The organism is Bacillus sp. DX3.1 (assembly GCF_030292155.1).
GTDB lineage: Bacteria > Bacillota > Bacilli > Bacillales > Bacillaceae_G > Bacillus_A.
Window position 1 is genome coordinate 4,106,241 of record NZ_CP128153.1, and the last position, 22,837, is coordinate 4,129,077.

Consider the following 22,837-nt stretch of genomic DNA (forward strand, 5'->3'; position numbering starts at 1 on the left):
TCCCCCTATATTAATTTCTCTGCTACGTATGAAGCAAATACATCTAATGCGACTTCTTCTTGCTCACCTGTTGCCATATTCTTTAAGTTAATGATGCCTTTATCAAGCTCATCTTCCCCTAATACAGCTACAAATTTCGCATTTAAACGATCTGCTGATTTAAATTGCGCTTTCATTTTGCGATCTAAATAATCTTTTTCAACTGATAATCCAGCTTTACGAAGATCGAATGCAACTTTCGCAGCGTGATCCTTTGCTTTTTCTCCAAGCGCTACAACATAACAATCAATGTTATGTTCAATTGGTAATTCAATGTTTTCAGCTTTTAACGCCATAATTAAACGTTCAATGCTCATTGCAAAACCGATACCTGGCATTTCTGGTCCACCGATTTCTTGTACAAGTCCGTTGTATCGACCGCCACCACTTAATGTCGTAATCGCACCGAATCCTTCTGCTTCACTCATAATTTCAAACACAGTGTGCTGATAGTAATCTAAACCACGTACTAGATTTGGATCTTTTTCAAATGGAACATCCATCATTGTTAATAGCTCTTGAACTTTTTCATAGTATGCTGTTGATTCTTCATTTAAATATTCTGTAATAGACGGCGCTGTGCTCATTAATTCATGATTGCGATCCTTCTTACAATCTAAAATGCGAAGTGGGTTCTTCTCTAAACGAGACTGGCAATCAGAACAGAACTCACCGATGCGAGGTTCAAAGTGAGCGATTAATGCCTCACGGTGTGCTTGACGACTCGCAGAATCACCTAAGCTGTTTAATACAACTTTAATATTTTTTAAGCCCATGCCACGGTAAAATTCTACAGCAAGCGCAATAACTTCCGCATCGATTGCTGGATCATTACTACCGATTGCTTCGATACCAAATTGTACGAATTGACGATAACGACCTGCTTGCGGTCTTTCATAACGGAACATTTGACCGATATAATATAATTTCGTTGGCTGCGTTGCATCACCGTACATTTTATTTTCAACGTAAGAACGTACAACTGGCGCTGTTCCTTCTGGACGCAATGTTAAGCTACGTTCTCCACGATCTTGGAATGAGTACATTTCTTTTTGAACGATATCTGTTGTATCACCAACACCGCGTAAAAATAATTCTGTATGCTCAAAGATTGGTGTGCGAATTTCTTTATAGTTGTAACGACGGCAAATTTCACGTGCTTGCCCTTCAATGTACTGCCATAACTCAACAGTTCCAGGAAGGATATCTTGCGTTCCGCGTGGGATTTGAATAGACATATTCAGTTCCTCCTCAAATAGTTATAATTTTATTGCAAATAAAAAACTCCCGTCTCTACTGAATACACAGTAGGGACGAGAGTATTATACCCGTGGTGCCACCCTAATTGAAGCACGTATGCTTCCACTTTTTTAATAACGCTTAAATTGCGTCCACCCTCTACTAAGCTTATCGCTGTTCAAAGTGAAACCTACAGAGTGTCATTCGATCAGTCATCATGTAGAAATGTTTTCAGCCTTGGACATTTCTTCTCTTTTCATGTGTCTCTCATCTACTCTTCTCTATCATCGGTTTTATTCATATGTAAATATAAAATTACTATACGTTTCTTCCTAACAGTTGTCAAGTCTCTTAGGAACGTTCAATCTGCCTCTTTAACCGCTTTACATCTTGTAATGAAATACCAAATTCAGAAGCAAGCTCCATAGAGGTATTGTTTTGTTCTTTATCAATAAACTCATGAAAATTCACATTAAACAATTGGTTTGCACCGTTCGTAACAGAGTGCCCTTTTTCATTCATGCGCATACGTATATCCCTCACATTCAATAATGGACTTCTTATTGACAGTGTTCCATATTGATGAACAGGTTATACAAAAATCAAAAAGGAAAAGAGCTAATAAATAAAATCCTATTCAAGCAGAATTTTGTATTAGCTCCTTCAATCACCATTATTTACTTTCCAAAATTAAGGTCACCGGACCATCATTAATTAAAGAAACATCCATCATTGCTCCGAATTGCCCTGTTTCCACATGCAATCCTTGCTTACGAAGTTCTCCATTAAAGAAATCATATAACGTCTCTGCATAGTCAGGTTTAGCAGCATCCATAAAGTTAGGACGTCTTCCTTTACGACAATCTCCATACAATGTAAATTGTGAAACGGAAAGAACTTGTCCATTCATATCTAGCACAGAATGATTCATTTTCCCGCTCTCATCTTCAAAAATACGTAAGTTTGCAACCTTCTCAGCGATGTACGTTGCATCCTTCTCTGTATCCTCATGTGTAATGCCTACTAATAATGTTAAACCGAACGGAATTTGTCCTACAATCTCACCATCTACTGTGACAGACGCTTCCTTTGATCGTTGCAAGACAACTTTCATGTCGTATACACTCCTTATTAATGCATCATGCGGCGTACCGCATAGATTTCCGGAACTCGCTTAATACGTTCTACAACTTTTTTCAAATGATGTAGATTGCGAATAGAAATGGACATATTAATTGTCGCCATTTTATTGCGATCACTTCTACCTGAAACAGCCGAAATATATGTTTTCGTTTCAGTTACAGCTTGCAAGACCTCATTTAATAAGCCACGACGGTCATATCCAGAAATTTCAATATCAACATTATATTCAATTTCTTTTTCTGAATTACCTTCCCACTCTACTTCTAATAGACGCTCTTGCGCTTCTTCCGTATGCACATTGACACAATCACTACGGTGAATCGATACACCTCGACCTTTTGTAATATATCCGATGATATCATCACCTGGAACCGGGTTACAGCATTTAGATAAACGGATTAATAAATTGTCCGCTCCACTCACTTTCACACCTGAATCCCACTTCCGAATTTTCATCGGCTTACGAACTTCTTTTACTTCAACAATGTCTTGTTCTTCTTCACGCTGTTTGCGGAACTTGTCTGTTAACCTTGTTACGATTTGAGCAGCAGTAATTCCGTTGTATCCAACTGCAGCAAACATATCTTCTTCATTGGCGAAATTATACTTTTCAGCCACTCGCTTTAAATTATCAAGTGCCAGTATTTCTTTCATCTCATACTCTAAGCTTCGTACCTCTTTTTCAACAAGCTCGCGACCTTTTTCAATATTCTCGTCTCGGCGTTGTTTCTTGAAAAATTGACGGATTTTATTTTTCGCATGAGATGTTTGAGCAAGTTTTACCCAATCCTGGCTTGGTCCATACGAATGTTTGGACGTTAAAATTTCAATGATGTCACCTGTTTTTAATTTATAATCAAGCGTCACCATTTTGCTATTTACTTTTGCACCAATTGTCTTGTTCCCAATTTCAGAATGGACACGGTAAGCAAAATCAATTGGAACTGAACCGAGCGGCAATTCCATTACGTCCCCTTTTGGTGTAAAGACAAACACCATATCAGAGAATAAATCAATTTTTAGTGATTCCATAAACTCTTCGGCATTAGAAGCCTCATTTTGCCATTCTAATATTTGACGGAACCACGTTAATTTTTTCTCAAGTGTCCCTGTTGCTTCGGCAGCTTTTCCTTCTTTATACGCCCAGTGTGCAGCAATCCCGTACTCTGCGATTTCATGCATTTCTTTCGTTCGAATCTGCACTTCAAGCGGATCACCTTTTGGTCCGATTACAGTTGTATGCAAAGATTGATATAAATTTGCTTTCGGCATTGCAATATAATCTTTGAAACGACCTGGCATTGGCTTCCAACACGTATGGATAATACCTAACACCGCATAACAATCTTTAATACTATTTACCACGACACGAACAGCTAACAAATCATAAATTTCATTGAATTGTTTATTTTGGAGTGCCATTTTACGATAAATACTATAAATGTGTTTTGGTCGGCCTGAAATATCTGGTTGAATCGCCACTTCTTTTAACTTATCGCGAATTCCTGTCATCACTTCTTCTAAATATTCTTCACGCTCTGCACGCTTACGCTTCATCAAATTGACAATGCGATAATATTGCTGCGGATTCAAATAGCGAAGTGCTGTATCCTCTAGCTCCCATTTAATTGTATTAATTCCGAGTCTATGAGCTAAAGGAGCAAAAATTTCTAAAGTTTCATTTGCAATACGACGCTGTTTTTCTTGCGGCAAATGCTTAAGCGTACGCATGTTATGAAGACGATCAGCTAATTTAATTAAAATAACCCGAATATCTTGAGCCATTGCGATAAACATTTTGCGATGGTTCTCTGCTTGCTGCTGTTCATGAGATTTATATTTAATTTTCCCAAGCTTTGTAACCCCATCAACAAGCATTGCAATTTCTTTGCTAAATTCCCGTTCAATATCTTCCAGTGTAATCTCGGTATCTTCTACTACATCATGCAAAAAACCTGCTGATACTGTAGATGGATCCATGTGTAAATCAACTAAAATACCTGCAACTTGAATCGGATGAATAATGTATGGTTCGCCCGATTTTCTATATTGCTCACTATGTGCCTCACGTGCATATTCATAGGCACGTGCTACCAGTTCAATATCATCGTCCGCTAAATATTGTCCCGCTTTCTCGAGTACCTGTTCAGCTGTTAGTACTTGCTCATTTGCCATCGAATCACCTTTTATTGAAAATTAGTCCTCTTTTTTTTACTCATTAGAATAATTTTTATTCTATCATTATAACCTAATGATTGTGAATTGTGAAAAGGAAAAGATTTTACAGATATTTCACTATACCTTTTTGTACAATGATACAAAAGTACCCGCTCCTCTCAATGAGATTCACGGGTACTTTTTCTATCGCCCTAGTTTTACCTATATAATAATTAGTATTTTTCTAATACTAATACATCGTAACCGCCTAACATTTTACGACCATCTAAGTAAGTAAGTTCTACTAAGAATGCAATTCCTGCCACAACGCCGCCAAGCTCTTCTACTAACTTAATTGTCGCTTCAATTGTTCCACCTGTAGCTAATAAGTCATCTGTAATTAATACACGTTGACCCGGCTTAATCGCATCTTTATGGATTGTTAAAACATCTTTTCCGTATTCTTTACCGTAGTCTACAGTAATGACTTCACGCGGTAATTTCCCTAATTTACGAACTGGTGCAAAGCCTACTTCTAATGCGTAAGAAACTGGACAACCAATAATAAAACCACGTGCTTCTGGTCCTACTACAACGTCGATGTTTTTGTCTTTCGCATAAGCAACGATTGCATCCGTTGCTGCTTTGTATGCTTTTCCATCATTCATTAAAGGTGTGATGTCTTTAAACACAATACCTTCTTTCGGGTAATCCGGTACAATTGCAATATGTTGCTTAAAATCCATATTTTATGAATCCTCCTCAAATATAAAAGGTCTGTAAATACAAATCCTTTACCTTAACTGTTATATTTCTTTATGATTACGAATCTTTTCAAACCATGTATACAATTGTTGATACGTGCTATAAACCAATTCTTGTTCTAATTGCAGTTGGTTCATTTTCTCACGATATGTGTTCGATTCAATTAAATCACGCTTTTTCATTTCTTCTGCTATAAAAATGACACCGTCTTTTATTGTAACAAATTCTAACTCAAAAAACACCTGTGTCATGAAATTTACTGTATCTTTTGACCACCCTTTATGACGACATAATTGTTCGCCATGTTGCCGCAGGGAAAATGGTGCTTTTTGGTGTAAAAAGGAATAGTACCATTTAAAGTGTTCTCTTGTTGGGATTGTACTAAATAAATGATTATTCTCTTGATAAAATAGTGTATAAATACGCGCTGGGAACCCAGCCGTAAATAGCTTACTAAGTTCTTCCGTTGTAGGTGGCAAATCTAGCAATACAACGTATCGATCTTCTAGCCCCGTTACTTCAGAAGCATGCTGCAGTTGCTCCCTATACGTTTCTAAAGAAAACTTGTTCAATACTTCTTCAGAAAAATATATCATTGTTACTCTTTCAAGTGAAAGTTCCGCTATATTCACTTCTACATTACGCATGCTACGCCAATCAAATAATTGCCAAGCATTTACAGCAATATCCTGAACCATAAGCTGCGGCTTTCGGAAATTATTCCATTCATTAATCGACGCTTCCCCCACAACAGATACACGAGCGACTGGAGAAATTTCTTTCGCATAGGCACCAAAACCAAAACCAATTGTATCTAACGTTGCTTGCCCATCACGAAGCGCCATTTTCAAATGGGAACCGTCAGAACCAATAGCACGAATACTTTCAAGTTCCGCATCCTGCACTGCAATACGAGGCTTCGGATTCCCAACGCCAAACGGTGCGAGTTTTTGCATTTCTTCAATTGCTGAAAGTGTTACATCCTTTACTTTACAAATTGCATCAACAGTTGTAATCGGAATGAAATCTTCTGCCGTTAAAATAGCCTCTGCTTGTTCATTCAAACGGCGACGTAGTTCCTCCACATCATTCATATGAAGCGTCATCCCTGCCGCCATCGGATGTCCACCAAAATGAGGCAATAACTCTCTACAATCCGATAAGTTAGCAAATAAATCAAAACCAGCAATACTTCGAGCCGATCCTTTTGCTGTTTGTTTCTCTGGATCGATATTTAAAATAATTGTTGGTCGATAAAAACGCTCTACCAATTTAGAAGCAACAATTCCAATTACACCCGGATTCCATCCTTCTTTTGCCAACACTAATACTTTATTCTTTTCTGGCGGATAGGTGTTTTCTACTTCAGCAATTGCTTCTTCCGTAATTTGCTTCACAATATCTTTTCGAAGCTTATTTAGTTCGTCAATTTCAGCTGCTAACTCACTCGCTTCTTCTGGATCTTCGGATAGAAGGAGATGAACTGCTGGAGCTGCATCTTCTAAGCGACCGATCGCATTAATACGCGGCGCAAGTGAGAATCCAATACTTTCTTCAGTAATCTCATTTTGCGAAATATTTCCTACCTTAAATAACGCTTGTAAGCCAACTCGTTTTGTTGCTCTCATTTGTTTCAACCCACGCTGCACGAGCAATCGGTTTTCGCCGTGAAGCGATACTAAATCTGCTACTGTACCAATGACAGCAATTTCTAATAAATGTTCTGGTACACGGCCCAGTAATGCATGCGCTACTTTGAATGCAACACCAACACCTGCTAAATAATGAAACGGATACACACCACCCTCTAGCTTTGGATGGATAATCGCCAATGCTTCAGGAAGCTCTGGCGGTGGCTCGTGATGATCCGTAATAATTAGATCAATGCCAAGCTCTTTCGCTACCTGCGCTTCATGAACAGCTGCAATTCCTGTATCAACAGTAATGATCAGAGAGAATCCCGCACCATGTGCCCAGCGAAACGCTGCTTCATTCGGTCCATACCCTTCTGTAAATCGGTTTGGAATATAAAACTCAACATCTGCTCCCAGTTCTTGAAGAGCAAGAAACAAGACGGTCGTACTACTCACACCATCCGCATCATAATCACCAAAAATTAAAATTTGCTCGCCGTTCTGAATCGCTTGTTGCACACGTTCTACAGTACGGTCCATACCTTCAAGTAAAAATGGATCATGAAACTCTTGCTTTTCTGTATTTAAAAAGTCCACAATCTTTTCTTCTGTATCTAAGCCTCTATTGAGGAATAACGAGGTAACAAGAGGTGTCAATTGAAGCTTACTCGCTAATTGACTCACAATCTCCTCGTTATAATGTTTTTCTTTCCAACGCGTCTTCGCTTGTAACACGAAATCACCCCTTAACCCGTCCATTATACTAGACAGATTAAGGGGTGACAATTCCTTTCATTCTCGTTAGTTAAACCAAGCGGACCCTTCAACCTAAACAGTTGCTCCTTTAATTCATCAACCACCTTACTGCCCCTTTGAACAGCCTCCATATCAATTAGGAGAATACGGGTTAATATGAACAAAAACATTTTGTACATTGTCTTGCTTCATTAACGTTTCTTTTACACGTTTACCAATGCCATGTCCTTCTTCAACTGTTATATAGGGGTCAACAGACACTTTAATATCTACAATGACGTAATGTCCATGTTCTCTTGCATATAACGAACCAATTTTTTTCACGCCTTCTACTTGCAAGACCGACTCTTTTAGCGGAATAACATCTTCCTCATGAAGCACGTGATCAAGCGTTGTATGAATTGCTTCTTTTCCAATACTCCACGCCATCTTAACAACAAGAAGCGAAACAAATAATCCCGCAACTGGATCGGCATATACAAGCCACTCTAAACCAATTTTATCCCCAATAATCGCTGAAACAATTCCAATTAAAGCTGCGATAGAAGAAAATACATCCGAACGATGCTCATATGCATTTGCAATAATCGCATCACTATTTATCCTTTTTCCCAATCGATACTTATACCGAAACATACCTTCTTTCACAACAATTGAAAGAAGAACAGCAATCACTGTAATTAAGCGTGGCGGTTCAAGTACTTGCGAAAAAGCTTTTATTGAAGAGATTGCAATTTGAATCCCAACAATAAATAAAAGAACCGCTACAATAATTGCAGAAATCGATTCCGCTTTTCCATGACCATACGGATGATCTTCATCAGGTGGCTGCTTTGCTGCACGCAATCCAAATAAAACAGCTAATGAGCCAATTACATCTGATCCAGAATGAACCGCATCAGCAAGAAGCGCCTTACTATTGCCAATATATCCAATGACTGCCTTTACAATCGCTAGCACAATATTACCGACAATTCCAACAAATGCCCCAAACTCTGCCTGTTTAAAACGTTCATCTTTTTCCATAAACGAAATCCTTCTTTCATCAATATACCTTTTTGTTTTTCCCTTTACCCCGCCCAAAGGGACAGTATTTCAACCGCTTACTCAAGAGACATCACTGTCCCTAAGGCCCCGATTGGTTCTACTAACCTTTAGCAAAGAACGCTAAAGGAAGTATCACTTTATTGTATCCGCAAACGAAAAAAGAGATGCCTCCAAAGAGGCATCATCTTTTTCAACTTACTCTTACTTACTTCACCATAATGGTTAACAAGATTTTTTACACTTGTGGCTCAGATACTTCAGTTTCTACTTTTTTCTTCCCTTTTCCTCTTTTTAATCGGCGATTTTCAAATATTAGCCAAAGTTGAGAAGCAACGAAGACAGAAGAATACGTACCTACAACTAATCCAACAAGTAATGCAATAGAGAAGTTTCGCAGTGATTCACTACCAAAAATAAACAATGTAATAACAGGGAATAACACTGTTAACACTGTATTGATGGAACGACCAATTGTTTGACGAATACTTGAGTTTACGATTTCTTCTAAATCTTTTAAATCACGAATTCGCTTTTTCTGTTTATATAGCTCACGGTTTCGGTCAAATGTAACGATAGAGTCATTGATTGAATAACCGATAATAGTTAATACCGCTGCAATAAACGTTAAGTCGACTTCCAATTGGAAGATACTGAATACAACAATCATAACGAACGCATCATGTAACAATGCGATTACAGCAGATAATGCATATGTGAAACGGAAACGAATACTTACATATAAAATGATAACCGCTGAGGCAATCATAACTGCAATAAATGCATTTCGTGCAATTTCTTTCCCGATTGTTGGAGAAACTGTACTTACATTTGGATCTGTCCCATATTTATCGTGGAAGAATGTTTTTGCTCTCGCAATTTCATCTTTCGATAAAACACCAATTGTACGAACAGCAAATCCTTTATTGTCATCCCCTGTTGGGACAATATCTTCTTCTTTTACATCAATCTTCAATTCATGTAAATCTTTTTGTACTTGTGAAACACTAATTGCTTGCTTTGATTGCAAGTCCATGCGTGTACCACTTGCAAAGTCAATTCCAAGATTCATTTTGAAAATTGGTAGTATAATTGCTCCAGCAATAACAACTACAATCGAGAATAAGAAGAACTTGTGACCGATATTTACGAAGTTAATACGGTCAAATCTCGTTGGTGCATGTTCTACACCTTTTGACAACGGAATAATTTCCTTCTGTTTCACACCAAAGTAAGATAATTTCTTATCGAAGTAACGGCTTTTCACAAGTAATCCAAGTAGGAAACGAGTACCGAATACGTTTGTAATAAAGCCGACTAAAATACTCACAATTAAACTTGTAGCGAACCCTTTTACAGAGCTATTACCATATACGAATAACACACCAGCCGCTGCAATTGTCGTAATGTTCGCATCTAAAATTGTCGCTAACGAACGATGATTACCAGCACGATATGCTGACATCATTGACTTACCAATTCTCAATTCTTCCTTGAGCCGCTCATACGTAATGATATTCGCATCAACCGCAATCCCAACCCCGAGCACTAACGCTGCAATCCCTGGTAACGTAAGGACTGCATGCATCCAGTTAAAGACAAGCAATGTTACGAAAATATATAAACCTAACATGATAACCGCTACAATTCCTGGCAAGCGGTAGAATACAAGCATAAATAAGAAGATTATAGCAATCCCGATTGCACTAGCAAAAATCGTTTGCTGTAATGCTTGTTCACCAAATTTTGCTCCAACAGATGTAGAATACATTTCTTTTAAATCAACAGGAAGTGCCCCAGCGTTTAATAAATCTGAAAGCTGTTTCGCACTTTCAACCGTAAAGTTCCCACCTACAATGGATACTTCAGCTTGGTTAAATACTTGACTTACTGTTGCTGCTGATAAATATTTTGGGTTTGGTTTTGCCGATTCTGCTTTATAAGAATCTTTACCTTCTTCAAAATCAAGCCAAATCACCATTAAATTTGTTGGTGGTGGCATTTTAGAGATCTTTTCTGTTACTTCGCGAAATTTATCGGCACTTTTTAATGTCAGCCCAACGCTTGGTCGACCTTGCTCATCGAAAGTTTGCTTCGCTCCGCCACCTTTTAAATCTGCTCCGTCCATGAGAAGGTTATCATCCACATCACGGAATGTTAATTTTGCTTGAGTGGATAAGATTTCACGTGCTTTTTGCTGATCTTTTACACCAGCAAGCTGTACACGAATACGATCTTCTCCTTCAATTTGAATGTTTGGCTCACTAACACCGAGAACATTCACACGATTCTCAAGAGCACCTACTGTACTTACAAGTGCATCTCGATCGATTTTATCTCCCTTTTTCGCTGGCTTTACTTCATACAAGATTTCAAAACCACCGCGAAGGTCTAGTCCGAGACTAATTCCTTTTGTTATGTTTTTCCCTGCCGCACCAATGATTCCCCCGATTAATAAAACGATGAGAAAAAAGGCGACGATTCTAGTGCTACGCTTTGCCATATGTACCTTGTTCCTGCTACTAAATTCATAAACAAATATTACAATTCATTTACGCTAGACAATTTCCTGTTTCATGAATCCGATCTTGCCACTTACACGCAACCATCATTCGTTTTGCTCTACAGGTATTCCTTCACACATACACGTTATCTAATAAAAATTACCATATATGTTTGTCTAGTTAGTAGACTTCCTTTCTGTAGATTTTTAACATCCTCTTTGCTAGCTTACTTCTAGCAATATAGGCAACCTCTCAGTTCTACATGACACCTACGCCGCTTACACAATGTATGGACGTACCATCACAACCTATATTTTTCCCTACAAACCATTATAATTTCGACTTTCTACCTCCTTTACGTAAAATCTCTGACATAATAAATTCCTCTTCATCAATACCTATCATTATACTGTAAAAGGGAGAACAAACCAATTACAGCCGATTATTTATTTTCATATTCTTCAAATGACCAAAGCGGCGCTTGGTACGCCTCCACTGTTAAATATGTCATATACTCATTTATTGTTAACGTTAACACATCATTCACAAGTTCATATAACCTAACATCATTACCTGCTTTTTTCCATTTTCGGTTTTTTAAGCATGTCCAAACGTCTTCAATCGTCACTCGGTCATAACCAAACAGTTGAAATTCCTCTACTTTGCTTTCTAAAACGACTTGTAACTGTTCGCGATAGGCTTCAATCAAATCCTCTTTCTCAACCACTACCATCACATCTCCTTCTTATTTTCAGCACCAAAAGTCGCTTTTATCCCGCTCTAACTGGCAGCAATATCCCCACATCAAAATGATGGAGTGGCAAAGAAGTTAGGTCGGGAATAACTGCCCCTAAGAGTCCGATTGGTTCAACTAACCATCAGTGGGAATGGAGCCTCCACTGATAGAAGTTTCACTTTATATGCTTCTCATCTTAAATGCTTGTCATTCTTGTCTCATAAGTGCATATAAATTATTGTAAATCATTCCATTGATTTTGAGAAGGTAGGAGAAGACCATGACGAGACAAAGCTTTTTACGAGGGGCATTTATTTTAATATTAGCTGGTTTTATTACAAAAATTCTCGGATTTATAAACCGAATTGTAATGGCACGTATTTTAGGAGAAGAAGGCGTCGGTCTTTATATGATGGCCGTCCCCACTTTTATTTTAGCAATTACGTTAACGCAAATTGGACTTCCTGTTGCCATTGCGAAGTTTGTCGCGGAAGCAGAAGCAGTAAATGATAAACAAAAAATAAAGAGAATACTAACCGTTTCATTAGCTGTAACGTCTGTGATTAGTATCATCTTAACCGTTGGGATTATGCTCCTTACTCCAATTTTAGCAGAAACATTATTAACCGACAAAAGAACCTATTATCCATTAATGGCAATATTACCTGTTGTCCCTGTCATTGCTGTTTCATCTGTCCTACGGGGATATTTTCAAGGAAAACAAAATATGAAACCAAGTGCGTATGCACAAGTACTAGAACAAATTGTCCGCATTACGATTATCGCATTATGTATTCGGTTATTTTTACCTTACGGCGTTGAATATGCCGCTGCAGGAGCGATGCTATCAGCTGTACTCGGTGAAGTCGCTTCTTTATTATTTCTACTAACCTTATTCCAGCGTGAAAAACATATCTCCATACGCTCTGGGTTTGTCGGAACTGTAAAGCAAAGTAAACACACCTTCCATTCACTCATGGAAATCGCGCTTCCTACTACAGGCAGTCGCTTAATCGGATCGGTCTCTTATTTTTTCGAACCAATTGTCGTCATGCAAAGCTTAGCAATGGCTGGTGTTGCCGCCTCAGTCGCTACGCAGCAGTATGGAATATTAAACGGCTATGCATTTCCACTTTTATCATTGCCAGCTTTTATTACATATGCTCTTTCTACAGCACTCGTTCCATCCATTAGTGAAGCAATGGCAAAAAAACAACACCGATTAGTCGAGCATCGCCTGCAACAAGCATTGCGCATTTCTCTTATTACAGGCGGCTGGTCAGTTGTCATTCTCTATGTATTCGCTTCACCTATTTTAACGCTTATGTATGGTTCAGATAGCGCAACTCTCTTTATTCAATTGCTTGCACCTTGCTTTTTATTTCACTATTTTCAAAGTCCCCTTACATCCGTTTTGCAAGCTTTAAACTTAGCACGCGCCGCAATGATGAACACGTTTGTTGGGGCCATCATTAAACTACTCGTCATTTTCGTACTTGCTTCAAGGCCAGAGTTTCAAATGATGGGAGTTGCTCTTGCTATCGCTGTTAACATTGTCATTGTCACATTACTGCACTACGCAACAGTCTTAAAAAAAATTACATTTACAATTTATATAAAAGATTATATATATGGGTTGATCGCCATTATTATCGCAGGAGCTTTCGGATTCTATATCCATAAATATATTATTTTTGCACCTTCACTCGGTATACAAACATTATGGGAAATCACATTAACTACAATACTTTATATCTTTCTCTTACTTGTTTTTAAACTCATTCGTAAAGAAGAATTACAACGCGTCCCTATTCTTCGTAAGCTTTCATTTTTAAAATAATGTTATAAAGTGAAACTTTGATCAGTGGGAGTTTTCTTCATCCCCCACTGATCATTAGCCCTCACCAATCGGGTTTCTATAGACAATTTATCCCCCGCCTAACTCCTTTGCTTTTAGCAGAACTTGGAGGTGGGGGTTTTTACTGCCCGCGAATAGCGGGATTAAAAAAGCTTAGTGTTTTCAATAAACAGCAAGATTTTATGTATCTTTTACATCAACAAAAAATTCCCCATTTTGAAAACTACAATAAGAAATTTCCGTTATATCTTTATATCCTATTTTTTCCAACTTACTCATAAGCCATTCATCTGTATGTTCCATCATCTGTAAATGCGACTGCTGAATTTCCCCATCAATAATAAGCGGAAATGAAAAGACCGGTGTATCATTCTTATTGTTCCCACTCTTTTGTTTGTGAAATACAGATAAACTTCCAGAAGCTTCCAAAATAGCGTATTCGACATCACGAATATCACCAATTCCTTCTTCTCTTAACTGCATCAACAAATCGTCTATATTATATCGTTGCTTTCTCATTTGTTTTTCATCAATTTTCCCTTTTCGAACAAGAATAGCTGGCTCACCATCTATTAAATGACGTACTCTTCCACTTTTAAGCGAGGCGTACGCTAACACAATTTGAATAACCACTATCACGCCCATAGGAACAATTTGCTCCCAGACAGATCGATCGGCATCTATAATTCCTAATACCGCAAGTTCTCCTAACATAATAAAAACAACTAAGTCTAAAATACTGAGCTCACCAATTTCACGTTTTCCCATAACCCGAAAAATGATAAGCATTATAAAATATAATAGCACCGTTCGAAAAGCAATTCCCCATAGTTCCATCTTTAATCCCCTTTCTACACTTTTCTTCTACGATGTAGTTTAACCAGCAAAAAAGAAACTAGTCTAACTTATACGAAATGAAAATATGCTTGTATTAAAAAGGAGGAATGCATGGTGGATGGAACGAAAAAATTATCTGTAGCCATTGGATTTGGTATCGTCACTTTATTGATACTGGCTTGTGTTGCTAGTATGTTAATTGCTCTATTACTGAAATTCACAAATATTAATGAAGGTACATTGAATATTACCCTTTTTGTACTTGCGATTCTTTCGACTTTCGTTGCCGGGTTTATTGCTGGAATAAAAGCGCACGGAAAAGGATGGCTTGTAGGATTAACAACGGGACTTACATTTACTATTCTTGTCTTTCTCGTCAATTATTTAGGCTTTTCACACGCTTTATCCACTTCACAGCTTCTCTATCAACTTGCATTAATGGGAGCAAGTACAATTGGAGGCATATTTGGTGTAAATCTCGGGAAACGCACCTATTAAAAAAGCCCTGCATATGCAGGGCTTTTTGTTATTACTTCTTCGCAATTTCGCGAATTGCGTTGCGATCAAATGTAAGGTGTGATCCACCAGCTTTAATTACAATCGTAGTATCGTCCACAGATTCAATTGTACCGTGTAATCCACCAATTGTAACGATTGCATCACCTTTTTGTAGGTTGCTTTGCATTTGCGCTACTGCCTTTTGACGCTTTTGTTGTGGGCGAATTAATAAGAAGTAGAAAATCGCAAACATCGCAACGATCATGACAATATTCATCATACCTGGATTCATGTTTTGTTCCTCCTTTAATTATATGTATTAGAAGTTTTTAGCATTCGGTTTATTAAAGCCATATTGTTCAAAGAACTCATCACGGAAATCACCAAGACGGTCTTCACGAATGGCTTGTCTCACCTGCTCCATTAATTTTAACAGAAAATGCAGGTTGTGATAAGACGTTAAACGAATTCCGAACGTTTCATCACATTTCATTAAGTGACGAATGTACGCACGAGAATAGTTTTTACATGTGTAACAATCACAATTTGGATCAAGTGGACCAAAGTCTCTTGCAAATTTCGCATTTTTCACAACTAAACGACCTTCACTTGTCATGCATGTACCATTTCGTGCAATACGAGTTGGTAATACGCAATCAAACATATCAATCCCGCGAATCGCACCATCAATTAACGAGTCAGGAGAACCAACACCCATTAAATAACGTGGTTTGTTATCTGGAAGAAGCGGCGTTGTAAATTCAAGCACACGATTCATAATGTCCTTCGGTTCTCCAACGGATAAACCACCCACTGCATAACCTGGGAAATCCATTGAAACAAGATCACGTGCACTTTGACGACGCAATTCTTCAAACTCTCCGCCCTGTACAATGCCGAATAAACCTTGGTCCTGTGGACGTTGATGTGCTTTTAGACAACGTTCTGCCCAGCGGCTCGTACGTTCTACAGATTTTTTCATATATTCGAAAGTTGCTGGGAACGGTGGACACTCATCGAATGCCATCATAATATCAGATCCAAGTGCATTTTGAATATCCATCGCCTTTTCTGGTGATAGGAATAGCTTGTCTCCGTTTAAATGATTACGGAAGTGAACGCCTTCTTCTTCAATGCGGCGGAAATCACTTAAACTAAATACTTGGAAACCGCCAGAATCTGTTAAAATCGCACGATCCCAGTTCATAAATTTATGTAAGCCGCCTGCTTCACGAATAATTTCATGACCTGGACGAAGCCATAAATGATACGTATTACTTAAAATAATACCAGCATCCATCGCTTTTAACTCTTCTGGTGACATTGTTTTAACTGTCGCAAGTGTTCCAACTGGCATAAAGGTTGGTGTGTCAAATGAACCGTGTGGTGTATGGACGCGACCTAAGCGGGCACCTGTTTGTTTACATGTTTTAATGAATTCATAACGAATTGCTGTCATATATTTACTCCTTTTTATTTGTTTCCTACTTTAGAATGAGATGCAACAAACATCGCATCACCGAAGCTAAAGAAACGATATTTCTCTTTTACTGCTTCGTTATAAGCATGAAGGACGCTATCTCTATTTGCAAATGCACTCACAAGCATAATTAATGTTGATTTTGGTAAATGAAAGTTTGTAATTAAACCGTCAATTGCTTTAAATTCATATCCTGGATACATAAAGATATCCGTCCAGCCAGATGCAGCACAAAGCTTACCATCGTGGTCTGTAGCAATCGTTTCAAGCGTACGCGTTGACGTTGTCCCAATCGTTATAATGCGCCCACCTTTTTCTTTGACGCGGTTTAATAGGTTTGCTGTTTCTTCTGACACATGATAATACTCTGCATGCATATGATGCTCTTCAATTGTATCAGCAGAAACAGGACGGAATGTACCAAGGCCAACATGAAGCGTAATAAATGCTAAATGAACGCCTTGTTTCTTCAATTTTTCTAACAGTTCTTCTGTGAAATGAAGTCCAGCCGTAGGTGCCGCTGCAGAACCAACTTCCTTCGCATATACCGTTTGATAACGGTCACGGTCTTCAAGAGTCTCTTTAATATACGGAGGAAGCGGCATTTCTCCAAGCTCATCTAAAATTTCGTAAAAAATACCATCATATGAAAACTCAAGCTGACGACCACCTTGATCAGCTGTTCCAATACAAGTTGCTTTTAGCTTTCCTTCGCCAAAAGAAATCACTGTTCCTTCTTTTACACGTTTCGCTGGTTTGACAAGTGTCTCCCACTGGTCTCCCTCTTCTTGTTTCAATAAAAGAACCTCAATGTGTGCACCTGTATCTTCTTTCACACCGTGCAAACGAGCAGGCATAACTTTCGTTTCATTTAGCACGAGGCAATCACCTTCATGTAAATAAGAAAGAATGTCAGTGAAATGCTTATGCTCAATCTCACCTGTTTCACGATCTAACACCATTAACCTTGATGTTTCGCGTTGTTCAAGCGGCGTTTGTGCAATGAGTTCTTCTGGTAAATGAAAATCAAACAGATTAATATCCATAACTATATCCACCTATTTCTATTTAAATCGATTTATTATATACATAATAAAAGATAATACAATACTTATCACAATACATGTAATGATAGGAAAATAAAAGGTAACGTTCCCCTTTTTTACAAAAATATCACCTGGAAGCCTTCCTACGAACTTCCAAGCTAAGCCAACAATAATAAGAAGGGCACCAGCTGTTATAAGCAACTTGGGCATATCCGTCATACTTGCGGCATCTCCATTCCAAAATGTTCATATGCAAGTGGTGTGACAATGCGTCCTCTTGGCGTTCGTTGTAAGAAACCTATTTGTAATAAATATGGTTCATACACATCTTCAATGGTATGAGACTCTTCCCCAATCGTTGCAGAAACTGTTTCTAATCCAACTGGACCACCACGGAACTTTTCAATGATTCCAAGCAATAATTTATGGTCAATATGATCAAGACCAAGTTTATCTACTTGCAGTAATTCTAATGCCTTTTGCGTAATTTCCATTGCAATCGTTCCATCGCTTCGAACTTGTGCAAAATCACGAACACGTCGAAGTAACCTATTTGCAATACGAGGTGTACCTCGTGCTCTTCTAGCAATTTCTAAAGCGGCCAAAGAATCAATTTCAACTTCAAACACTTCTGCTGTACGCTCTACGATTGCCGAAAGCTGATCAACTGTATAATACTCTAATCGTGACAACACCCCAAAACGATCGCGAAGCGGTGCAGATAACGCACCTGCACGCGTTGTTGCTCCAACCAACGTAAACGGAGGTAAATCTAACCGAACAGAACGTGCGCTTGGGCCTTTTCCAATCACAATATCAAGACAGAAATCCTCCATCGCTGGATATAACACTTCTTCAATTGAGCGATGCAAACGATGAATTTCATCAATGAATAATACATCGCCAGGTTGAAGCGCCGTTAATACTGCCGCTAAATCCCCTGGTCGTTCAATTGCCGGACCTGACGTTGTGCGCATATTAACGCCCATTTCGTTCGCAATAATATTTGCTAATGTCGTTTTCCCGAGTCCTGGTGGCCCATATAATAGAACATGATCTAACGTTTCTTCACGCATTTTCGCTGCTTCAATAAATACTTCTAGATTGTGTTTTGCCTTATCTTGGCCAATATATTGACGCAACGTTTGTGGCCGTAACGAATATTCTAAGTCCGCATCTTCATATGCAGATTCTCCTGAGAGGAGACGTTCGTCCATTCTACTCACCTCTTACCATTTAGTAAAAGACTAAGTGCCTTTTTAATATATTGATCCGTCGTAAGTGATTCTTTTAACAATTCTGGTACAACGCGAGAAACTTCTCGTTCTGCGTAACCAAGTGCGCGCAGTGCTTCCAAAGCTTCATCCAGCTCAGCAGATGATCCTTTCTTCTCATCAAAACGCTCTTCATCTGAGAATAAATCAACAAAAGCATCCGGTACAACATCTGCTAATTTGCCCTTTAAGTCTAAAATCATTTGACGTGCTGTTTTCTTTCCGACACCCGGGAATTTTACTAAAAATTTTTCATCCTCATGTTCAATTGCTTGGACAACCTGTCCTGTTTGACCTGAGGCTAAAATTGCTAGTGCACCTTTTGGTCCAATCCCCGATACACCTAAAAGTTTTGTAAATAATAAACGCTCTTCACGTGTCTTAAATCCGTAAAGGGCCATTATATCTTCTCTCACATAATGATATGTATATACACGAATTTCTTGCTTACTTCTTTGAAATACATACGGATTTGGCGTGAAAATTTGATAGCCAATTCCATTATGGTCAAGAACGACATATTCTGGTCCTACATGTTCCACATAACCTGTAATATATTCATACAAAATACGATCTCTCCCTCTCAAATCATGTATTCCATTTTAACATACTTAATGATAGAAAAGCGAGACTACCCCAACAAACGTTCCCTGTATAGAATTTCCATTTTTTTAATATTGACAGAATGATATAAAGCAAATTAATATTACAAAGTCGATAATGATTATCAATACTAATTAAAGGGGTTACATCAAGATGAAACGCAATCTATCTATTCTATTTACTCTCATTCTTGTTATTTTTGCCATTGTTGGTTGCTCTTCTAAACAAGAAGAATCACAGGCAAAAGAACAACCGAAAACAAAAGTTGTAAAACATGCAAAAGGTGAAGTTAAAATTCCAACAAATCCAAAGAGAATTGTTGACTTATCTGGATCATCTGAAGAACTATTACTTCTTGGTCATAAACCTGTCGGTACAGCTAACACGTATAAAGACAAAATCCAAGATCACCTACAAGAAAAACTAAAAGGTGTAAAAGCAGTTGGTTGGTACTGGGCACCTAAAGTCGATTTAGAAGCGGTTACTGCTTTAAAACCAGATTTAATTATTTTAAACAATCGTCAATTGAAGATTTATGATCAATTGGAAAAAGTTGCACCAACAGTTGTCCTAGAAACGAACTTAGAGAATTGGCGCGATAAATTTAAAGAAGTAGGCAACCTATTTGACGAAGAGAAAAAAGCGGATAAATGGATTGCAGACTATGATAAAAAAGCAGCTTCTTTATCTAAGAAAATTAAAGGGAAAACAAAAGATGAAAACTTTATGTTCCTTGCTGTAACACCGCAAAACTTTCGTGTATACGGTAGCTTCGGGTATGGTGATATTCTCTTTAACGATTTAAAACTTCCTGCAACAAAAGGCACAGACTTAAAACAAACGATGGCACAAGTATCATTAGAAGGCCTTGTTGCATTCCAGCCTGATCAAATGTTTATCGTAAACTTTGGCGGCGAAGCAGATAAAGTTTATGATGACTACAAAAACAGCGCTGTTTGGAAAGATAACAAAGCTGTAAAAAATAATCATGTTTACAAAGTAAGCAATGAAGTCTTTAACACAAAAGCATTCAATCCGATCGGTAAAGATATGTTAATTGATGAAATTGCAAAACAAATTTTAGATAAGAATAAATAAGAAAACAGCAGCTCATCCTGAGCTGCTGTTTTTCTTATTTTGCACCGCATACCGCCTCATTTTCTCAATTGTTTTCACAAATCGTTCCTTTGATTTGATACGAATGCCACGTTTTAACTCTGCCCGCTCATAACTTTCTAGCTTTTTCATATCAATTTGAAAAAATGAATGAATCGCATTATCACTTTTTGGTACACCGTTAAAAATTTGCAATATGCCCTCATTTGAAACACCAAAATACCCACTTGTTTTAAGTAGCGGTGAAATATCATCTACCTTTTTTTGCAATATAATTTGTACATCATCACGATCAACAAGCTGCCATTCTTTATACTGCTTCAGAAACTGTTCTAGATTTGCTACCTTTTCAGTAAAAATTTCCTCACTTACTTCTCCATCTACATAAATACGCTCTAGCAGAATTGTAACTTGAGGTTCTTTTTGCGTTACATTTGGAACAGTAGCCGCAGCTGTAGCACTCGATTCATGATACAAACAAAACATAGCAATTACGACTTGAACTGCAATCATCATGAATTTCATTTCCGTTCACCTCTTCTAGGCAATATAAAACTTCCATTTGTAGTTTTTCCGGAAATTGATGTTTTATCCATATGAAAGGTGGAAACGGCCGGAGATTCTAGCCGCTGGAGCTGGACATAAAAAAGCCGAACTGACTGCTTATTAGTTAATGTATAAAAAAATGCAGATAAAGCCGAACCTCTACCTGCACAGATTATTTATTTTTATATAATAAGAAAGACGCCTGCATAGCAGGCGTCTTGATGCGTTTACGGCGAGAAACCGGGCGACCACATTCGCGCGTTTAGCACTTAAGCATATCTCTCGTCTTACGTAAATTAGCTCATCGCTTTGTTAATATAACATTAATATGAAAGGAAAGCAAGATAATCATAAAAATATTTTATACCCTTTGCCTTTCTACCCTCAAACACTCACTTATCAATTATATTCTCTAATACACATGAACACGCAAACCTTTATCAATAACTCTATCATTTTATATGCTTATAACATGATAGATTAGTAACAGTTAGGAATTAAGGAGAAATCAAAAACCTCATCCGAATCCAAATTATAATACACGCCCTGCACAGCGGCATCATCATCTTCAAGTGTGCCGATTAACTTAATCATTTTCTCTAAATCATCGCCAGTTAGTTCATTCAATGGTTGTGGAATCATTGTGATTTTTGCTTGTACAAATGTAAGATCGTTTACTTCTAAAGCATTTTTAACTTCTTCAAATGCATCTGGATCTGTCGTTACTTCCAATAGGCTTTATAGAAAACTTATATATCTTAAGCGAACTTGCGATCCAATACATAAGCCAATAAAAAAGGGAAGGCATAAATCCTTCCCTTCTTTTTACTATCGAATTGTACGATTAAAGTCATCACGCACTGTACGGAACATATCCGTTACGTCACGATTAAGATCGTTTGTAACTGTTCCATTACGTAAACGTGTGCTCATCGCATCAACACGTTCAAACATACCATTTTTAACCGTTACATAGACATTACGGTCTTTTACATGCGGAGTAGCAGCTTGACGAATTTCATTTGCCATTGCTTTTTCATCTGTCACTGTATTACGTGGTTTTACCGCAATTACAACGTCATTTCCTTGCACAACAGTTGAAACACGATCCACATTATTCATACGCTTTACGCGATTTGTGATTGTTTCAGCTGTTTTTCCGTCATTGTTGATATACGAATTGTTCATCGTAATGTTACGAGTTGGATACGGATTTGCAATTTGGCCGTGGTAATTTACATCACGGTAATAATTATATCCAACGTCATTACGACGATCGCGAATGTCCTGATTAATTCTTGAATACTTCACGTTTCCGTAATCATCTGTTCTATTACCGTTACGATATGTCACATAATCAGTATAACGATCTGTACGCGTCACATCATTTCTATACGGATGCGTATCATAATACGATGTACGCTCATAATTGTAAGCTGAATTACGATCATCCATCGCATTTTTATTTGCAGTCGTACCACATGCAGCTAACGCACTGGTAACTAACAAAGAAGCGGTAATGATTTTGATTTTTTTGTTCAATACAAAAACCCCCCTTGTTA

The 22,837-nt window shown here is 37.9% G+C and carries 22 protein-coding genes and 1 other annotated feature; of the genes, 3 read left to right on the top strand and 19 right to left on the bottom strand.

The genetic code is table 11. The annotated features are described in order from the left end of the window. Nucleotides 1-5: 5 nt before the first annotated feature. The 9 genes from hisS to QRE67_RS20665 all read right to left on the bottom strand — a co-directional run bounded on the left by hisS (nt 6) and on the right by QRE67_RS20665 (nt 12,008). Nucleotides 6-1,277, bottom strand: coding sequence for a histidine--tRNA ligase (hisS, locus tag QRE67_RS20625; protein WP_286122066.1), 1,272 nt, complete (start codon nt 1,275-1,277; stop codon nt 6-8). A gap of 68 nt (nt 1,278-1,345) precedes the next feature. Next, nucleotides 1,346-1,575, bottom strand: a binding site (T-box leader). Between the two features lie 54 nt (nt 1,576-1,629). Continuing rightward, the gene (locus QRE67_RS20630; protein WP_001242606.1) at nt 1,630-1,806 is read right to left on the bottom strand and encodes a hypothetical protein; all 177 of its coding nucleotides are present in this window, start codon (nt 1,804-1,806) and stop codon (nt 1,630-1,632) included. Nucleotides 1,807-1,951: 145 nt separating this feature from the next. After that, a complete protein-coding gene (dtd, locus tag QRE67_RS20635; RefSeq protein WP_286122067.1) occupies nt 1,952-2,392 on the bottom strand; it encodes a D-aminoacyl-tRNA deacylase in 441 nt (146 codons plus the stop codon). A gap of 17 nt (nt 2,393-2,409) precedes the next feature. After that, nucleotides 2,410-4,596, bottom strand: a complete 2,187-nt coding sequence (gene relA / locus QRE67_RS20640) for a GTP diphosphokinase (protein ID WP_286122068.1) — start codon at nt 4,594-4,596, stop codon at nt 2,410-2,412. Nucleotides 4,597-4,811: 215 nt separating this feature from the next. Then, nucleotides 4,812-5,324, bottom strand: coding sequence for an adenine phosphoribosyltransferase (locus QRE67_RS20645; RefSeq protein WP_286122069.1), 513 nt, complete (start codon nt 5,322-5,324; stop codon nt 4,812-4,814). 60 nt (nt 5,325-5,384) lie between these two features. Continuing rightward, on the bottom strand, nt 5,385-7,712 hold the full coding sequence (recJ, locus tag QRE67_RS20650) for a single-stranded-DNA-specific exonuclease RecJ (RefSeq protein WP_286122070.1): 2,328 nt from the start codon (nt 7,710-7,712) through the stop codon (nt 5,385-5,387). 153 nt (nt 7,713-7,865) lie between these two features. Continuing rightward, nucleotides 7,866-8,759, bottom strand: coding sequence for a cation diffusion facilitator family transporter (locus QRE67_RS20655; protein ID WP_286122071.1), 894 nt, complete (start codon nt 8,757-8,759; stop codon nt 7,866-7,868). 256 nt (nt 8,760-9,015) lie between these two features. Further along, the gene (gene secDF, locus QRE67_RS20660) at nt 9,016-11,280 is read right to left on the bottom strand and encodes a protein translocase subunit SecDF (protein WP_286122072.1); all 2,265 of its coding nucleotides are present in this window, start codon (nt 11,278-11,280) and stop codon (nt 9,016-9,018) included. A gap of 443 nt (nt 11,281-11,723) precedes the next feature. Continuing rightward, on the bottom strand, nt 11,724-12,008 hold the full coding sequence (locus tag QRE67_RS20665; protein WP_286125344.1) for a post-transcriptional regulator: 285 nt from the start codon (nt 12,006-12,008) through the stop codon (nt 11,724-11,726). Nucleotides 12,009-12,297: 289 nt separating this feature from the next. Between QRE67_RS20665 and spoVB the strand changes: the two genes are divergently transcribed. After that, nucleotides 12,298-13,857, top strand: coding sequence for a stage V sporulation protein B (gene spoVB / locus QRE67_RS20670; protein WP_286122073.1), 1,560 nt, complete (start codon nt 12,298-12,300; stop codon nt 13,855-13,857). Between the two features lie 198 nt (nt 13,858-14,055). On the opposite strand, the gene QRE67_RS20675 is transcribed toward spoVB, so the two are convergent. Continuing rightward, on the bottom strand, nt 14,056-14,712 hold the full coding sequence (locus QRE67_RS20675; RefSeq protein ID WP_286122074.1) for a DUF421 domain-containing protein: 657 nt from the start codon (nt 14,710-14,712) through the stop codon (nt 14,056-14,058). A 114-nt stretch (nt 14,713-14,826) separates the two neighbouring features. Here QRE67_RS20675 and QRE67_RS20680 point away from each other — a divergent pair, with 114 nt between their 5' ends. Then, the gene (locus QRE67_RS20680; protein ID WP_286125345.1) at nt 14,827-15,210 is read left to right on the top strand and encodes a TIGR04086 family membrane protein; all 384 of its coding nucleotides are present in this window, start codon (nt 14,827-14,829) and stop codon (nt 15,208-15,210) included. 31 nt (nt 15,211-15,241) lie between these two features. Here QRE67_RS20680 and yajC read toward each other — a convergent pair whose 3' ends face one another. The 6 genes from yajC to ruvA are packed head-to-tail and all read right to left on the bottom strand — an operon-like array spanning nt 15,242 to nt 19,576. Next, a complete protein-coding gene (gene yajC, locus QRE67_RS20685) occupies nt 15,242-15,502 on the bottom strand; it encodes a preprotein translocase subunit YajC (protein ID WP_286122075.1) in 261 nt (86 codons plus the stop codon). Between the two features lie 27 nt (nt 15,503-15,529). Next, nucleotides 15,530-16,669: a tRNA guanosine(34) transglycosylase Tgt gene (gene tgt / locus QRE67_RS20690; protein WP_286122076.1), complete on the bottom strand. Its 1,140-nt coding sequence runs from the start codon at nt 16,667-16,669 to the stop codon at nt 15,530-15,532. A gap of 14 nt (nt 16,670-16,683) precedes the next feature. Further along, nucleotides 16,684-17,736, bottom strand: a complete 1,053-nt coding sequence (gene queA / locus QRE67_RS20695; protein WP_286122077.1) for a tRNA preQ1(34) S-adenosylmethionine ribosyltransferase-isomerase QueA — start codon at nt 17,734-17,736, stop codon at nt 16,684-16,686. A gap of 18 nt (nt 17,737-17,754) precedes the next feature. Next, nucleotides 17,755-17,955: a DUF2905 domain-containing protein gene (locus QRE67_RS20700; protein WP_286122078.1), complete on the bottom strand. Its 201-nt coding sequence runs from the start codon at nt 17,953-17,955 to the stop codon at nt 17,755-17,757. Continuing rightward, complete coding sequence (ruvB, locus tag QRE67_RS20705; RefSeq protein ID WP_286122079.1) at nt 17,952-18,953, bottom strand: Holliday junction branch migration DNA helicase RuvB; 1,002 nt, start codon at nt 18,951-18,953, stop codon at nt 17,952-17,954. The genes QRE67_RS20700 and ruvB overlap by 4 nt, the downstream gene beginning before the upstream one ends. Before the next feature lie 5 nt (nt 18,954-18,958). Continuing rightward, nucleotides 18,959-19,576: a Holliday junction DNA helicase RuvA gene (ruvA, locus tag QRE67_RS20710; protein ID WP_286122080.1), complete on the bottom strand. Its 618-nt coding sequence runs from the start codon at nt 19,574-19,576 to the stop codon at nt 18,959-18,961. A gap of 190 nt (nt 19,577-19,766) precedes the next feature. Here ruvA and QRE67_RS20715 point away from each other — a divergent pair, with 190 nt between their 5' ends. Then, entirely contained in the window at nt 19,767-20,711 is a 945-nt protein-coding gene (locus QRE67_RS20715; RefSeq protein ID WP_286122081.1) for an iron-hydroxamate ABC transporter substrate-binding protein, read from the top strand. A 12-nt stretch (nt 20,712-20,723) separates the two neighbouring features. Here the strand turns inward: QRE67_RS20715 and QRE67_RS20720 are convergent, their stop codons facing one another. The 3 genes from QRE67_RS20720 to QRE67_RS20730 all read right to left on the bottom strand — a co-directional run bounded on the left by QRE67_RS20720 (nt 20,724) and on the right by QRE67_RS20730 (nt 22,817). Next, nucleotides 20,724-21,254, bottom strand: coding sequence for a BofC C-terminal domain-containing protein (locus tag QRE67_RS20720; protein ID WP_286122082.1), 531 nt, complete (start codon nt 21,252-21,254; stop codon nt 20,724-20,726). Nucleotides 21,255-21,755: 501 nt separating this feature from the next. Beyond that, nucleotides 21,756-22,007, bottom strand: coding sequence for a YebC/PmpR family DNA-binding transcriptional regulator (locus tag QRE67_RS20725; protein ID WP_483298691.1), 252 nt, complete (start codon nt 22,005-22,007; stop codon nt 21,756-21,758). Between the two features lie 96 nt (nt 22,008-22,103). After that, a complete protein-coding gene (locus tag QRE67_RS20730) occupies nt 22,104-22,817 on the bottom strand; it encodes a YhcN/YlaJ family sporulation lipoprotein (protein ID WP_286122083.1) in 714 nt (237 codons plus the stop codon). Nucleotides 22,818-22,837 lie beyond the last annotated feature (20 nt).

Coding starts and splice junctions, on each gene's coding strand:
- hisS (WP_286122066.1), bottom strand. CDS start 1,277: ATGTCTATTCAAATCCCACGCGGAACGCAAGATATCCTTCCTGGAACT.
- QRE67_RS20630 (WP_001242606.1), bottom strand. CDS start 1,806: ATGCGCATGAATGAAAAAGGGCACTCTGTTACGAACGGTGCAAACCAA.
- dtd (WP_286122067.1), bottom strand. CDS start 2,392: ATGAAAGTTGTCTTGCAACGATCAAAGGAAGCGTCTGTCACAGTAGAT.
- relA (WP_286122068.1), bottom strand. CDS start 4,596: ATGGCAAATGAGCAAGTACTAACAGCTGAACAGGTACTCGAGAAAGCG.
- QRE67_RS20645 (WP_286122069.1), bottom strand. CDS start 5,324: ATGGATTTTAAGCAACATATTGCAATTGTACCGGATTACCCGAAAGAA.
- QRE67_RS20655 (WP_286122071.1), bottom strand. CDS start 8,759: ATGGAAAAAGATGAACGTTTTAAACAGGCAGAGTTTGGGGCATTTGTT.
- secDF (WP_286122072.1), bottom strand. CDS start 11,280: ATGGCAAAGCGTAGCACTAGAATCGTCGCCTTTTTTCTCATCGTTTTA.
- spoVB (WP_286122073.1), top strand. CDS start 12,298: ATGACGAGACAAAGCTTTTTACGAGGGGCATTTATTTTAATATTAGCT.
- QRE67_RS20675 (WP_286122074.1), bottom strand. CDS start 14,712: ATGGAACTATGGGGAATTGCTTTTCGAACGGTGCTATTATATTTTATA.
- yajC (WP_286122075.1), bottom strand. CDS start 15,502: ATGAATCCAGGTATGATGAATATTGTCATGATCGTTGCGATGTTTGCG.
- tgt (WP_286122076.1), bottom strand. CDS start 16,669: ATGACAGCAATTCGTTATGAATTCATTAAAACATGTAAACAAACAGGT.
- queA (WP_286122077.1), bottom strand. CDS start 17,736: ATGGATATTAATCTGTTTGATTTTCATTTACCAGAAGAACTCATTGCA.
- QRE67_RS20700 (WP_286122078.1), bottom strand. CDS start 17,955: ATGACGGATATGCCCAAGTTGCTTATAACAGCTGGTGCCCTTCTTATT.
- ruvB (WP_286122079.1), bottom strand. CDS start 18,953: ATGGACGAACGTCTCCTCTCAGGAGAATCTGCATATGAAGATGCGGAC.
- QRE67_RS20715 (WP_286122081.1), top strand. CDS start 19,767: ATGAAACGCAATCTATCTATTCTATTTACTCTCATTCTTGTTATTTTT.
- QRE67_RS20720 (WP_286122082.1), bottom strand. CDS start 21,254: ATGAAATTCATGATGATTGCAGTTCAAGTCGTAATTGCTATGTTTTGT.